Below are 13923 nucleotides of genomic sequence, written 5' to 3' on the forward strand. Positions count from 1 at the left end.
AGTTGGGGTTGCGTCTTATTACCGGCGGGTAGCATCATCGGAGCTACTCGTTGGTACGTGAACTAGCGCGAGGATCAAGTGCCTCGCCCGATCTCTCTCTACGGAGCGCAGTCGCCATGGGGCACTACAAGTCGAATCTCCGCGACATCGAGTTCAACCTCTTCGAAGTACTCGGGCGCGACAAGCTGTACGGCACCGGCCCCTTCGAGGAGATGGACACCGAGACCGCGAAAAGCATCCTCGAGGAGCTGACCCGCCTCTCGGAGAACGAGCTGGCGGAGTCCTTCGCGGACGCCGACCGCAACCCGCCGGTCTTCGACCCGGAGACGAACACGGCGCCGGTCCCCGCCTCCTTCAAGAAGAGCTACCAGGCCTTCATGGACTCCGAGTACTGGCGGCTCGGCCTGCCCGAGGAGATCGGCGGCACCACCACGCCCCGCTCCCTGATCTGGGCCTACGCGGAGCTCGTGCTCGGCGCCAACCCGGCCGTCTGGATGTACTCCTCCGGTCCCGCCTTCGCGGGCATCCTCTTCGAAGAGGGCAACGAGGTCCAGAAGCACATCGCGAAGATCGCCGTCGACAGGCAGTGGGGCTCCACCATGGTCCTCACCGAGCCGGACGCCGGCTCGGACGTCGGCGCCGGCCGCACCAAGGCGGTCCAGCAGGAGGACGGCTCCTGGCACATCGAGGGCGTGAAGCGCTTCATCACGTCCGGCGAGCACGACATGTCGGAGAACATCCTCCACTACGTCCTCGCCCGCCCCGAGGGCGCCGGCCCCGGCACCAAGGGCCTGTCCCTCTTCCTCGTCCCGAAGTACGAGTTCGACTTCGAGACCGGCGAACTGGGCGAGCGCAACGGCGTCTACGCCACCAACGTCGAGCACAAGATGGGCCTCAAGGCGTCCAACACCTGCGAGATGACCTTCGGCGACCGCCACCCCGCCAAGGGCTGGCTGATCGGCGACAAGCACGACGGCATCCGCCAGATGTTCCGGATCATCGAGTTCGCCCGCATGATGGTCGGCACGAAGGCCATCTCCACGCTCTCAACGGGCTACCTGAACGCGCTGGAGTACGCCAAGGAGCGCGTCCAGGGCCCCGACCTGGCGAACTTCATGGACAAGACCGCGCCCAAGGTCACCATCACGCACCACCCCGACGTCCGCCGCTCGCTCATGACGCAGAAGGCGTACGCCGAGGGCATGCGCGCGCTCGTGCTGCACACCGCCGCGATCCAGGACGAGATCCAGGTCAAGGAGGCGGCCGGCGAGGACGCCACCGCGCTGGAGGCCATGAACGACCTGCTCCTGCCCATCGTCAAGGGCTACGGCTCCGAGAAGGGCTACGAGCAGCTCGCCCAGTCGCTCCAGACCTTCGGCGGCTCCGGGTTCCTCCAGGAGTACCCGATCGAGCAGTACATCCGCGACGCCAAGATCGACACCCTGTACGAGGGCACCACCGCGATCCAGGGCCAGGACTTCTTCTTCCGGAAGATCGTCCGCAACCAGGGCGCCGCGCTGAACTCCCTCGCCGAGGACATCAAGAAGTTCCTGGCGCTCGGCACCGGCGGCGAGGAGCTGGCGGGCGCCCGCGAGCACCTGGCCAAGGCGGCCGTCGAGCTGGAGGCCATCGTCGGCCTGATGCTGACCGACCTCGCGGCCACCGAGCAGGACGTCAAGAACATCTACAAGGTGGGTCTCAACACGACCCGCCTGCTGATGGCCTCCGGTGACGTGGTCGTCGGCTACCTGCTGCTGCGCGGTGCCGCCGTGGCCGCCGAGAAGCTGGAGACGGCCTCCACCAAGGCCCTGTCCGCCAAGGACGTGGCCTTCTACACCGGCAAGATCGTCGCGGCGAAGTTCTTCGCGGCCAACGTCCTGCCCGGCGTCACGCTGGCCCGCAAGATCGCCACCGGTGTCGAGCTGGACCTGATGGAGCTGGACGAGGCCGCGTTCTAGGACCCGGCCGAGACGGCATTACGGACACGGCCGAGGCGGTCCGGACACAGCCGGGCCGGCGCGCTCCGGACACGGCCGCGGCGGTGTTCCGGACATGACCGAGGCCGTGTTCCGGACATGACCGAGGCCGTGTCCGGAACCGTCCGAAACAGCTTCACGGTCCCTCCGAAGCCGCGTTCCAGGACACATCCGGTCACCCCCACCGACCTCCACACCGTCCTTACGAGGGCCCGCTCCCGATCGCCGGGAGCGGGCCCTCGTACGTCGTTAAGGTGAACCCCATGAGCGCACCCTCCCGCTTCGACCGCGGCCACACCGACGACCTCATGTCCTTCCTGACGGCGAGCCCGTCGCCGTACCACGCCGTGGCGACCGCCGCCGAGCGGCTGGAGAAGGCCGGGTTCCGCCAGGTCGCCGAGACGGACGCCTGGGAGGGGACGAGCGGCGGGAAGTACGTGCTGCGCGGGGGCGCCATCGTGGCCTGGTTCGTCCCCGAGGGCGCCACGCCCCACACCCCCTTCCGGATCGTCGGCGCGCACACCGACTCGCCCAACCTCCGCGTCAAGCCGCTGCCCGACACCGGTGCGCACGGCTGGCGCCAGGTCGCCGTGGAGATCTACGGCGGGCCGCTGCTCAACTCCTGGCTCGACCGCGACCTGGGCCTCGCCGGCCGCCTCACCCTGCGCGACGGCTCGACCCGCCTCGTCGACATCGGCCGGCCGCTGCTGCGGGTGCCGCAGCTCGCCATCCACCTGGACCGGGCGGTCAACACCGACGGCCTCAAGCTGGACAAGCAGCGCCACATCCAGCCCATCTGGGGCCTGGGCGGCGATGTCCGCGACGGCGACCTGATCGCCTTCCTGGAGGAGGAGTCCGGACTGGCCGCGGGCGAGGTGGCCGGCTGGGACCTGATGGTGCACCCCGTCGAACCGCCCGCCTACCTGGGCCGCGACGAGGAGCTGCTGGCCGGCCCGCGCATGGACAACCTGCTGTCCGTGCACGCCGGTACGGCGGCGCTGGCGGCCGTCGCGACGAGCGGCGCGGACCTGCCGTACATCCCCGTGCTCGCCGCCTTCGACCACGAGGAGAACGGCTCCCAGTCGGACACCGGCGCCGACGGACCGCTGCTCGGCACGGTGCTGGAGCGTTCGGTGTTCGCGCGCGGAGGATCGTACGAGGACCGGGCGAGAGCCCTCGCGGGTACCGTCTGCCTCTCCTCGGACACCGGGCACGCGGTCCACCCCAACTACGCGGAGCGGCACGACCCGACGCACCACCCGCGGGTGAACGGCGGCCCGATCCTCAAGGTCAACGTCAACAACCGGTACGCCACGGACGGTTCGGGGCGGGCCGTCTTCGCCGCCGCGTGCGAGAAGGCGGGCGTGCCCTTCCAGTCGTTCGTCTCCAACAACTCCATGCCGTGCGGCACCACCATCGGCCCGATCACCGCGGCCCGGCACGGCATCCGCACCGTCGACATCGGCGTGGCCATCCTGTCGATGCACAGCGCACGGGAGTTGAGCGGCGCCGACGACCCGTACCTGCTGGCCAACGCGTTGGTGGCGTTCCTGGAGGGCTAGCCACCCGCCCGCAAAGGAGCGCTCCCGCATGGTAGTTGCCCGCCGGGGTACCCGATTCCGGTGACCGGAACGGCCGGCACACCGAGCAGGGAGGCGACACTCATGGGCCTCGGCGGGTGCATCATCCTCATCGCCGTGGGAGCCATCCTCACGTTCGCTACGGACTGGCACATGCAGGGCGTCAACCTCGACCTGGTCGGCGTCATCCTGATGATCGTCGGCCTGATCGGCGTGACGACCTTCAGCAGCATCGCCAGGCGTCGCCGCGTGATGGTTCCCCCGGCCTCGACGACCGTGGTGGAGACCGAACGGCAGCACCGCCGTGACGGATACGGCGACGGGTACGGCGTGTGACCGCTCCCCGGGATCAGGCGTCCGAGCCCGCCGGCACCGACGGCAGGCGATCGGCGCCGCTCTCGGCGAGCAGCACCGCGACACCCCGGTCGGATTGACGGACACGGCGTGCCGGGGTTCTTCCCCGCTTCTCTTACGGACAGGTGCTTGAGGACAGGTCGTCGTCGCGGGACGGGGCCGTCGCGCGGACGCGGCCATCGCCCGGACGCGGCCATCGCGGGCACGTGCGACACCCCGGCCGGCACGGCCGGGTCCGACTCCGGCGTGCGTGCCGGGCGCCTGCCCGCGCCCTCGGCGGCGAGCAGCGGCTCGGGCGGGGTCGCGGGGACCGGCGGGCGGAGGGGCCGTACCGGGTGCAGGGCCTCTGACCGGGCGGCGCCCGGGGGATCACCCTCAGCCGCAGGCCACCCGGCGCGGACGGCGTCGCCGGGTGCGGCGTGCACATGCCCCTCACCCGCCTGCCGCGCGGCCCTCTGCCCCTTCGGGCCGGCCACCACCGGCGTCGGCCACCCCCGCACGGCGTACCGCTTCCAGGTGGCCGGCTCCGGATCGTCCAGCACCGCAAAGCCCACGCCGTACCACTCCTCGCGTACCGCTCCACGGCTCGACCGCGGGTGCCACCGGGGTACGGCACTCGGCCCGTCGGGCTAGTGCCGGCGTTCCGCGCGGCCCGGCGGGGAAGCCGTAGAACCATGAGATTCCTCGTGCGCGACCGCATCCTCGGCTTCGGCGACGACTACTGGATCGAGGACGACCAGGGCAACAAGGTCTTCCTGGTCGACGGAAAGGCCATCCGGCTCCGGGACACCTTCGAGCTGAAGGACACCCGTGGGCGGGTCCTGATCGACATCCACCAGAAGATGTTCGCGCTGCGCGACACGATGGTGATCGAACGGGACGGCGAGCCCTTGGCCACCATCCGCCGCAAGCGGCTGTCCCTGCTGCGCAACCACTACCGCGTCTCCCTCGCGGACGGCCGCACCGTGCTGGACGTCAGCGGCAAGATCCTCGACCGGGAGTTCGCCGTCGAGTACGACGGTGAGCTGCTCGCCGTCGTCTCCCGCCGCTGGCTGCACGTGCGCGAGACGTACGGCGTCGACGTGGTCCGGGACGACGCCGATCCGGCACTCCTCATCGCGATCGCGGTGTGCGTGATCCACCTGGCGGAGAAGGAGCGGGAGGACTGAGGGGCGCGCGGGTATCAGCGGCGTGGCGGGTCGAGCCCCAGGACCCGGTCCTTGAGGGCCGGGAACTGCTCGCGCGTCGTCGGCACCCGCGCCGGGTCGAACTCCACGGTGAGGACCTCCTCGCCCGGTCCGGCCTCGGCCAGCACCTCACCCCACGGATCGACCACGATCGAGTGACCGGCCTGCGGAACTCCGGCGTGTGTCCCGGCCGTTCCACAGGCGAGCACGAACGCCTGGTTCTCCACCGCCCGCGCCTGAGCCAGCAGCGTCCAGTGCGCCCGTCGGCGCTCCGGCCAACCGGCGGAGACGACCAGGGTCTCGGCGCCGGCGTCGACGAGACCGCGGAAGAGTTCGGGGAAACGGAGGTCGTAACAGGTGGCCAGTCCCAGGGTCGTACCGGGCAGACGCACCGTCACCAGGGAGCGGCCCGCGCCCATCAGCACGGCCTCGCCCTTGTCGAAGCCGAAGCGGTGGATCTTGCGGTAGGCGGCCGTCGGCTCACCGGAGGGGGAGAAGACGAGCGAGGTGTTGTAGAGCGTGCCGTCGGGGTCCCGCTCGGGGATCGAGCCCGCGTGCAGCCAGACGCCCGCGTCGGTCGCGGCCTTGGCCATCGCCTCGTGCGTCGGACCCCGCAGCGGTTCGGCCTCGGCGGCGAACTCCTCATAGGCGAAGGCACCGGTCGTCCACAGTTCGGGCAGGACCACCAGATCGGCGACACCGGCCTGATCCCGTACGAGAGACGCGACCCGCCCCCGCCGCGATTCGACCGATTCGCCCTCGTCTACGGCGATCTGGATCAGAGAGGCGCGCACACTACCACCGTCCTGGCATTCGAGCCGTTCACACGGGCCTACGATCGTCACACGAAAGCACTGCCGGGGTGCCTCACAGCAGCGTAACTTGGGGATCCCCCCAGCCTCGAGCGCAGCCGAGAACTGGGGGAGTGCCAAGACACCCGCCGAGAGCCACCTCCCGCTGGCAACGCCGCCATCACCTACCCGTGTACCGACCGCCGAGGGGTCCCGTTCCGTGAGTCTGCATCCCACCCTCCAGCCCTACGCCGACGCCTGGACCCACTCCATCGAAGCGATATCCGAGCTGGTGCAGCCGCTTGTCGAGGGTGAGTGGAACAGGCGCACGCCGTGCCCGGGATGGTCGGTCCGCGACCTCGTCTCGCACGTCATCGGTCTGGACAGCGAGATGTACGGCGACCCGCGCCCCATCCACACGCTGCCGCGCGACCTCTTCCACGTCACCACCGACTTCCAGCGTTACATGGAGATGCAGGTGGACGTCCGCCGCCACCACACGGCGCCGGAGATGACCTCAGAGCTGGAACTCTCGATCATCCGCCGCAACCGCCAGCTGCGGAACGAGACACGTCAGCCCGACACCCTGGTCCGCGGCCCTCTCGGCACCGAGCTGACCCTCGAGGAGTCGATGCGCAACCACGCGTTCGCGGTGTGGGTGCACGAGCAGGACCTGCGGACCGCCCTCGGCCGCCCCGGCAACCTGGACTCCCCCGGCGCCCACGTCGCCCGCGACGTGCTGCTCGACGCGCTCCCGGCCGTCGTCGCCGAGAAGGCCGACGCTCCGCGCAGCTCCGCGATCGTCTTCGACATCCACGGGCCCATCGAGTTCCTGCGCACGATCCGCGTCGACATCCAGGGCCGCGGCACCCTGGAGACGGCTCCCGCGCTCGGCCCCGCCGCCTCCTTCTCCCTCGACTGGGAGACGTACGTCCGCCTGGCCTGCGGCCGGGTCACGCCGGAGGCGGTGGCCGACCGGGTGAAGGCCGAGGGCGAGCCGGAACTGACGGCGGCGATCCTGCGGAACTTCGCGGTGACGCGGTGACCCGGTGACGCGGGCAGGTACGGGAACGGGCGAGCCCGCCGCGGTGATCGCGGCGGGCTCGCCCTGGTGCGTGTGCGGCGGCGTCAGCTGATCTTCGCGTAGCCGTACTTGATGAGCTTCTGCACGTCCGCGGTGCGGTTGGCCGCCGAGGGCGACGTCATGACGGCGCCGACCACCGACTCGCCGTTCAGCGTGGCGGCGAAGACGAGGCAGTACTTGGCCTCGGTGCCGGAGCCGGTCTTGATGCCGAGCGTGCCGTTCCACCCGAGCAGGGTGTTGGTGTTGGTCCACGGCGCCATCGTGCGCGCGGCGCCGGTCTTCGTGATCGTCCTCGCCGTGTACGACTTGGCCTTGACCACGCCGCGGAAGGTGGCACTCTTCATCGCGCTGCGGCCGAGCAGCGTCAGGTCGCGCGCCGACGAGTAGTTGGAGCCCTTGCTGATGCCGTCGAACGAGTCGAAGTGCGTGTTCTTCATGCCGAGGGCCTTGGCCGTGGTGTTCATCTTGCCGATGAACGACTTCACCCGCGCGGCACGGGTGGTGCCGGTGCCGAACTTGTCGGCGAGTGCGTACGCGGCGTCGCAGCCCGACGGGAGCATCAACCCGTAGAGCAGCTGTCGGACGGTGACCTTGTCACCGACGATCAGCTTGGCGTTGGAGGCGTAGTTGTTGGCGATGATGTAGTCGCTGTACGCCTTCTGGATGGTGACCTTGGCGTCCAGGTTGAGGTTCGCCTGCGACAGCACCACCTTGGCGGTCATGATCTTCGTCGTGGAGGCGGTGAGCCTCCTGGTGTCGGCGCCCTTCGCGTAGAGGGACGCGCCCGTGGCGCTGTTCATCACGAAGCCGCTCTTGGCGGTGATCGTGGGCACCGTGACAGCCTGCGCGGGTGCCGCGAAGAGAACTCCCGTGGAGAGCATCGCGCCGGCCGTGACGGCGACGGCTGCGGCCCTGCGAACACGGAAGCCCTTGGTGGCGGTTATCAACTGAAATACCCCGATTACGTCGAATGCCCCTGCGGTGCGGCCGAGTTGAAGGGGAAAGTAGAAGGGGCCGCATGTGTGTGACACGTAAGTAGCACAGATGGTTGTGCGCCCGCTGCGAAGTATTTTCGGACCGCCGGTCCGACTCCCCACCCGCCTCCTCGTCCGGCCTGGGCCAGACCCCTCCTCCGGCTCTCCGGGCGGGATCCGTCCGGCCCCGGTCCGGCTCCCCGCCCGGCTCCCCGCAAAGCCTCCGCCCGGCCTGGTCCGCCTCCCCGTCCGGCTCCCCGCGCGGCTCCCGTCCGGCCCCGGTCCGACTCCCCGTGCAGCCTCCACCCGGCCCCGGTCCGACTCCCCGTCCGGCTCCCCGGGCGGCCTCCGTCCGGCCTCGGTCCGACTCCCCGTCCGGCTCCCCGGGCGGCCTCCGTCCGGCCTCGGTCCGACTCCCCGTCCGGCTCCCCGGGCGGCCTTCGTCCGGCCTCGGTCCGGTCCCTCGTCCGCCTCCCCGTGCAGCCTCCACCCGGCCTCGGTCCGGCCCCGGTCGAGCCCCGGTCCGGCTCCTGTGCAGCCTCCGTCCGGCCTCGATCCAGCATCGTCCGGCCCCTCGTCCGCCTCCCCGTCCGGCCCCTCGTCCGGTTCCCCGTCCGGCCCGGGCCCCGCGTCGCCCGCCCATGCGCCCGACCATGCGCCCGACCACATACTGGACCCGCCTCCCCCATGCGTACGTGTTGTATCTATCCTGTTCGCATGCCTTCCGCCGCGCCCGCGCCCGTCAAGCAGCCGCCCGCAGCCGACCGCGTCTACACGCACGTCAAGCAGGGGGTCCTGGACCGCCGTTACGAGGGCGGCACCCTCCTCACCGAGGGCGAGCTGGGCGAGGCCGTCGGGGTCTCCCGCACCCCGGTGCGGGAAGCGCTGCTGCGCCTGGAGGCCGAAGGGCTGATCAAGCTCTACCCGAAGAAGGGCGCCCTGGTCCTGCCGGTCTCCGCGCAGGAGATCAAGGACGTCGTCGAGACCCGGCTGCTGGTCGAGGAACACGCGGCACGCAAGGCCGTACCCGCCCCCGCCGGGTTGATCCGACGGCTCGAGGAGCTACTGGAACAGCAGAAGGCGCAGGCCGCGGCCGGTGATCTGGCCGGGGCCGCCGTCACCGACCGCTGTTTCCACGCCGAGATCGTCCGCAGCGGCGGCAACGAGATCCTGTCCCGGCTCTACGACCAGCTGCGCGACCGCCAGCTGCGGATGGGCGTCGCCGTGATGCACTCCCACCCCGACCGGATCGCCAAGACCCTCGCCGAGCACGAGGAGATCCTCCACGCCCTCCGGTCCGGGGACGCGGCGGCGGCCGTGGAGATCGTCCACCGGCACGTCGGCTGGTTCTCGCACCTGGCGCGGGGTGAGGTCCGATGAGCAACAACATCACCCTGCCGGGTGACCCGCCCGGCGGACGGCGCGCGGCAGCCGTATGGGGGATCGGCGTCTCGGTCTACTTCGTCGCCGTCATCTTCCGTACCTCGCTCGGGGTGGCCGGCCTCGACGCCGCCGACCGCTTCGACGTGAACGCCTCGGCCCTGTCGACCTTCTCCATCCTCCAGCTGCTCGTCTACGCCGGCATGCAGATACCCGTCGGCCTGCTGGTCGACCGGCTCGGCACCAAGAAGGTGCTGGCCATCGGTGTCGTCCTGTTCACCGCCGGGCAACTCGGCTTCGCCTTCTCCCCCACGTACGGCACCGCCCTCGCCTCGCGCGCGCTGCTCGGCTGCGGCGACGCGATGACGTTCATCAGCGTCCTGCGGCTCGGCACCCGCTGGTTCCCCGCCCGCCGCGGCCCCCTCGTCGCGCAGCTCGCGGGCCTGGCCGGCATGGCGGGCAACCTGGTCTCCACGCTGCTCCTGGCCCGGCTGCTGCACGGCGTCGGATGGACGGCCGCGTTCGCGGGCAGCGCGCTCGCCGGGGTCGTCGTACTCGTCCTGCTCCTGCTGTTCCTCAAGGACCACCCCGACGGCCACGAGCCCCAGCCGTTCCCGCACCAGGGCGCCGCCTACGTACGGCGGCAGATCGCCGCGTCCTGGCGGGAACCGGGGACGCGGCTGGGGCTGTGGGTGCACTTCACCACCCAGTTCCCGGCGATGGTGTTCCTGCTGCTGTGGGGCATGCCGTTCCTCGTCGAGGCGCAGGGCCTCACCCGCGCCACGGCCGGCGAACTGCTGACCCTGGTCGTCCTGTCGAACATGGCCGTCGGACTCGTCTACGGCCAGGTCGTCGCCCGGCACCACGAGGCGCGGCTGCCGCTGGCGCTCGGCACCGTCGGGGCCACCGCGCTGCTGTGGGCGGTCACGCTGGCCTACCCCGGCGAGCACGCGCCGATGTGGCTGCTCGTCGTGCTGTGCGCGGTGCTGGGCGCCTGCGGACCGGCGTCGATGCTCGGCTTCGACTTCGCGCGGCCCGCGAACCCTCCGGAGCGGCAGGGCACCGCCTCCGGGATCACCAACATGGGCGGGTTCGTCGCCTCCATGACGACCCTGTTCGCGGTCGGTGTCCTGCTGGACGCGACCGGCGACGACTACCGGATCGCCTTCTCCTCGGTGTTCGTGCTCCAGGCGCTCGGGGTCAGCCAGATCCTGCGACTGCGCTCGCGCGCGGCGCGCCGGGAGAAGGAGCGGTCGGTCGCCAGCCGGGTGGCCTCCGTGCACGTGCCCGTGTAGCGCGCGGGTGCGAAGGATCGTCCGTCATCCCTGTAGCCCTCCCCGTCGCCCGCTGCGAACCGGCCCCGCCAGGCCGGTCGAGCACGCACGTGAGAGGGGCCCAGCCATGCCGCATGCCCTGCGCGCGAGCCGTCCAGCGGGCGCGGTGCCCGGGGTCGGCCGACGTGGCGGGGAAACCCTGTTGTCCGCCCGCTTGTTCGCGATCTGGCGTCGTCGCACGACCTATAGCTCAGGGGCGGACCACCGGGCTCGGGACCCGGAGGGCACGGGGGCGGAACCCGACACGTCGACGCATCGGCGGGTAGCTCAGCAGGAGAGCACCCGGCTCCTGTCCCGGAGGGCACGGGGGCGGAACCCGTCACGCCGGCTCAGGGATCACGTCGCTGAGCAGCAGCACCTCGTGGAGGCGAACCCGGGCTACGCGTCCGGTCGACCATCCCGCGCGCTCACGACGTCGAGCGACGCCGCCTACGCGGGCGCCAGATGCTGTTCCACTGTCCCGCTGCACGCGGCAGGAGCAGGCCCGCACCCTGGACCGGCTGACCAAGGAGGCCCGGCGCCGGCCCGGCCATGTGACGGGCCGGCTCTCGCCGGCGCTCACCGGGCCGCGCCAGGTCGCGGAGGGCGGCTCGGCGGATTCCGCGGAGGGCCACCGGCTGTTGGGGTGGAGCACCGGAGGGCACTGGAGGCGGGGGCCGGGGCGCGGTGGGGAGGTGACGGGGTGAGGGGGGCGGCACCCGCCCCCCTCACCCCCTCCGCTCCGCCTACGCCTCGCTGTGCGGGCCTGCGGCGTCTCAGCCGCAGGTCCTCCACCGCAGGTCCTCGACCCAGGCTGTCTCAGCCCCAGGTGATCAGTCTCTTCGGCTGCTCCAGGACGGCCGCCACGTCGGCGAGCACCTTGGAGCCCAGTTCGCCGTCGACCAGGCGGTGGTCGAAGCTCAGCGCGAGAGTGGTCACCTGACGGGGCTTCACCTTGCCCTTGTGGACCCAGGGCTTGAGCCTGATCGCGCCGACCGCGAGGATCGCGGCCTCGCCGGGGTTCAGGATCGGCGTGCCGGTGTCGACGCCGAAGACGCCGACGTTGGTGATGGTCACCGTGCCGCCCTGCATGGCCGCCGGGGACGTCCTGCCCTCGCGCGCCGTCGCCACCAGCTCGCCCAGGGCCTCGGCCAGTTGCGGCAGCGTCTTGTCGTGGGCGTCCTTGATGTTCGGCACGATCAGCCCGCGCGGGGTCGCGGCCGCGATGCCCAGGTTGACGTAGTGCTTGCGCACGATCTCCTGGCTCGCCTCGTCCCAGGACGCGTTGACGTCCGGGTTGCGCCTGATGGCGACCAGCAGCGCCTTGGCGATCAGCAGGAGCGGGTTCACCCGCAGGCCCTGCATCCCGTACTTGTCGGGGTCCCGCTTGAGTTCCTCGACGAGCTTCATGGTGCGCGTGACGTCGACCGTCACGAACTCGGTGACATGCGGCGCCGTGAACGCCGAGCCCACCATCGCCGCCGCCGTCGCCTTGCGGACGCCCTTGACGGGGATACGGGTCTCGCGCGCCGTGTCGTAGGTGGCGGCCGGGGCCGATGCGGCGGCCGGCGCCGGGAAGGCCGCCGGAGCGGACTGTGGCTCCGTCGGCCGTTCCGGAGCCTGCGCCAGGGCCGCGGCGGCATGGACGTCCTCGCGCGTGATGACGCCGTCCGGGCCGGACGGCGTGACCGAGGCGAGATCCACGCCCAGGTCCTTGGCCAGCTTGCGCACGGGCGGCTTGGCCAGCGGGCGCGGCCGGTGCCCGGTCGCGGAGGGGGCGGGCGGGGCCGCGGGGACCGGGCCGTGTCCGTTCCGTTCCGCCTGGACGGCCGCGGAGACGGCCGCCGACTCCTGGACCGGGATCTCGGCGCCCTTGCGCGGGCGGCGCTTGGTGGAGGACGCGGCCACGCCGTAACCGACCAGGACCGGCTGGCGGCCCGAGCCGTGTGCCTTCGGCTCCTCGGGCTGCTGCTCCACAGCGGTCGCGGCGGCGGGGACGGCGGCCGGGGTGGGAGCGGCGGCCGGGGCCGACCCGCTCGACACGTCCACCGCGATGATCGAGACGCCCACGTCGACCGTGGTGCCCTCGGGGAACCGCAGCTCGCGCACCACTCCGTCGTAGGGGATGGGCAGTTCGACGGCGGCCTTCGCCGTCTCGACCTCGCAGACCACCTGGCCGTCGGTCACCGTGTCACCGGGCTGGACGTACCACTTGAGGATCTCGGCCTCGGTGAGTCCCTCGCCCACGTCGGGCATCTTGAACTCGCGTACGGACGCTTCCGTCATCGTCGTCACGACCCTCTCCTCAGTACGCCAGGGCGCGGTCGACGGTGTCGAGTACCCGGTCCAGGCCCGGCAGGTACTCCTCTTCCAGACGGGCCGGCGGGTAGGGGGCGTGGTAGCCGCCGACCCGGAGCACCGGGGCCTCCAGGTGGTAGAAGCAGCGCTCCGTGATCCGGGCGGCGATCTCCGCGCCCGAACCGAAGAACACCGGCGCCTCATGGACGACGACCAGACGGCGGGTCTTCTCCACGGAGGCCTGGATGGAGTCGAAGTCGAGCGGGGAGACCGAACGCAGGTCCAGGACCTCCAGGTTCTTGCCCTCCTCGGCGGCCGCGTCGGCGGCCTCCTGGCAGAGCTTCACCATCGGGCCGTAGGCGACGAGGGTCAGGTCGGCGCCCTCGCGGACGACCCGCGCCTTGTGCAGGGGGCCGGGGATCGCCTCGGGGTCGACCTCGCCCTTGTCCCAGTAGCGCCGCTTGGGCTCGAAGAAGATCACCGGGTCGTCGCTCTGGATGGCCTGCTGCATCATCCAGTAGGCGTCGCCGGCGTTCGACGGGGAGACCACCTTCAGGCCCGCCACGTGCGCGAAGAGCGACTCGGGGGACTCGGAGTGGTGCTCCACGGCGCCGATGCCGCCGCCGTAGGGGATCCGGATGACGACCGGCATCTTGATCTTGCCGAGCGCACGCGCGTGCATCTTCGCGAGCTGGGTGACGATCTGGTCGTAGGCCGGGAAGACGAAGCCGTCGAACTGGATCTCCACCACCGGGCGGTAACCGCGCAGGGCCAGGCCGATGGCGGTGCCCACGATGCCCGACTCGGCGAGCGGGGTGTCGATGACGCGGGACTCGCCGAAGTCCTTCTGGAGGCCGTCCGTCACCCGGAACACGCCGCCCAGCTTGCCGACGTCCTCGCCCATGACGAGCACCTTCGGGTCCGACTCCAGGGCCTTGCGCAGCGACGCGTTGATCGCCTTGGCGAGGGCCGTCTTCTCCGCCATC

11 protein-coding genes are annotated in these 13923 nt (G+C 71.2%); 7 read left to right on the forward strand and 4 right to left on the reverse strand.

Annotated elements, in window-relative coordinates:
- Positions 1-116 precede the first annotated feature (116 nt).
- The 4 genes from ACFYO5_RS26180 to ACFYO5_RS26195 all read left to right on the forward strand — a co-directional run bounded on the left by ACFYO5_RS26180 (position 117) and on the right by ACFYO5_RS26195 (position 5079).
- Complete coding sequence (locus ACFYO5_RS26180) at positions 117-1958, forward strand: acyl-CoA dehydrogenase (protein ID WP_388713047.1); 1842 nt, start codon at positions 117-119, stop codon at positions 1956-1958.
- A 281-nt stretch (positions 1959-2239) separates the two neighbouring features.
- Positions 2240-3538, forward strand: coding sequence for a M18 family aminopeptidase (locus tag ACFYO5_RS26185; protein WP_356560982.1), 1299 nt, complete (start codon positions 2240-2242; stop codon positions 3536-3538).
- 102 nt (positions 3539-3640) lie between these two features.
- Positions 3641-3892: a DUF6458 family protein gene (locus ACFYO5_RS26190; protein WP_356560984.1), complete on the forward strand. Its 252-nt coding sequence runs from the start codon at positions 3641-3643 to the stop codon at positions 3890-3892.
- Positions 3893-4584: 692 nt separating this feature from the next.
- Entirely contained in the window at positions 4585-5079 is a 495-nt protein-coding gene (locus tag ACFYO5_RS26195; RefSeq protein WP_356560986.1) for an LURP-one-related family protein, read from the forward strand.
- 14 nt (positions 5080-5093) lie between these two features.
- Here ACFYO5_RS26195 and ACFYO5_RS26200 read toward each other — a convergent pair whose 3' ends face one another.
- Entirely contained in the window at positions 5094-5891 is a 798-nt protein-coding gene (locus ACFYO5_RS26200; protein WP_356560988.1) for a carbon-nitrogen family hydrolase, read from the reverse strand.
- A gap of 217 nt (positions 5892-6108) precedes the next feature.
- On the opposite strand from ACFYO5_RS26200, the gene ACFYO5_RS26205 reads away from it, so the two are divergent.
- Positions 6109-6933: a maleylpyruvate isomerase family mycothiol-dependent enzyme gene (locus ACFYO5_RS26205; protein WP_356560990.1), complete on the forward strand. Its 825-nt coding sequence runs from the start codon at positions 6109-6111 to the stop codon at positions 6931-6933.
- 83 nt (positions 6934-7016) lie between these two features.
- Here the strand turns inward: ACFYO5_RS26205 and ACFYO5_RS26210 are convergent, their stop codons facing one another.
- Positions 7017-7919 carry a D-alanyl-D-alanine carboxypeptidase gene (locus ACFYO5_RS26210; protein WP_356560992.1) on the reverse strand — a complete coding sequence of 301 codons (903 nt, stop codon included), beginning with the start codon at positions 7917-7919 and terminating at the stop codon, positions 7017-7019.
- A gap of 744 nt (positions 7920-8663) precedes the next feature.
- Here ACFYO5_RS26210 and ACFYO5_RS26215 point away from each other — a divergent pair.
- Positions 8664-9326 carry a GntR family transcriptional regulator gene (locus tag ACFYO5_RS26215; protein WP_356560994.1) on the forward strand — a complete coding sequence of 221 codons (663 nt, stop codon included), beginning with the start codon at positions 8664-8666 and terminating at the stop codon, positions 9324-9326.
- Positions 9323-10621: a nitrate/nitrite transporter gene (locus ACFYO5_RS26220; RefSeq protein ID WP_388713053.1), complete on the forward strand. Its 1299-nt coding sequence runs from the start codon at positions 9323-9325 to the stop codon at positions 10619-10621. The genes ACFYO5_RS26215 and ACFYO5_RS26220 overlap by 4 nt, the downstream gene beginning before the upstream one ends.
- Before the next feature lie 837 nt (positions 10622-11458).
- Here ACFYO5_RS26220 and ACFYO5_RS26225 read toward each other — a convergent pair.
- Together ACFYO5_RS26225 and ACFYO5_RS26230 are read right to left on the reverse strand one after the other, a co-directional pair.
- Positions 11459-12934, reverse strand: a complete 1476-nt coding sequence (locus ACFYO5_RS26225; protein WP_388713056.1) for a dihydrolipoamide acetyltransferase family protein — start codon at positions 12932-12934, stop codon at positions 11459-11461.
- 10 nt (positions 12935-12944) lie between these two features.
- The gene (locus ACFYO5_RS26230) at positions 12945-13922 is read right to left on the reverse strand and encodes an alpha-ketoacid dehydrogenase subunit beta (protein WP_356561000.1); all 978 of its coding nucleotides are present in this window, start codon (positions 13920-13922) and stop codon (positions 12945-12947) included.
- Between the last annotated feature and the right edge of the window lies 1 nt (position 13923).

The organism is Streptomyces sp. NPDC006259 (assembly GCF_042870975.1).
Classification (GTDB): domain Bacteria; phylum Actinomycetota; class Actinomycetes; order Streptomycetales; family Streptomycetaceae; genus Streptomyces.

Bases quoted from the DNA above. Each gene is read 5' to 3' on its own strand.
- ACFYO5_RS26180 (WP_388713047.1), top strand. From the start codon at position 117: ATGGGGCACTACAAGTCGAATCTCCGCGACATCGAGTTCAACCTCTTC.
- ACFYO5_RS26185 (WP_356560982.1), top strand. From the start codon at position 2,240: ATGAGCGCACCCTCCCGCTTCGACCGCGGCCACACCGACGACCTCATG.
- ACFYO5_RS26195 (WP_356560986.1), top strand. From the start codon at position 4,585: ATGAGATTCCTCGTGCGCGACCGCATCCTCGGCTTCGGCGACGACTAC.
- ACFYO5_RS26230 (WP_356561000.1), bottom strand. From the start codon at position 13,922: ATGGCGGAGAAGACGGCCCTCGCCAAGGCGATCAACGCGTCGCTGCGC.
- ACFYO5_RS26190 (WP_356560984.1), top strand. From the start codon at position 3,641: ATGGGCCTCGGCGGGTGCATCATCCTCATCGCCGTGGGAGCCATCCTC.
- ACFYO5_RS26220 (WP_388713053.1), top strand. From the start codon at position 9,323: ATGAGCAACAACATCACCCTGCCGGGTGACCCGCCCGGCGGACGGCGC.
- ACFYO5_RS26215 (WP_356560994.1), top strand. From the start codon at position 8,664: ATGCCTTCCGCCGCGCCCGCGCCCGTCAAGCAGCCGCCCGCAGCCGAC.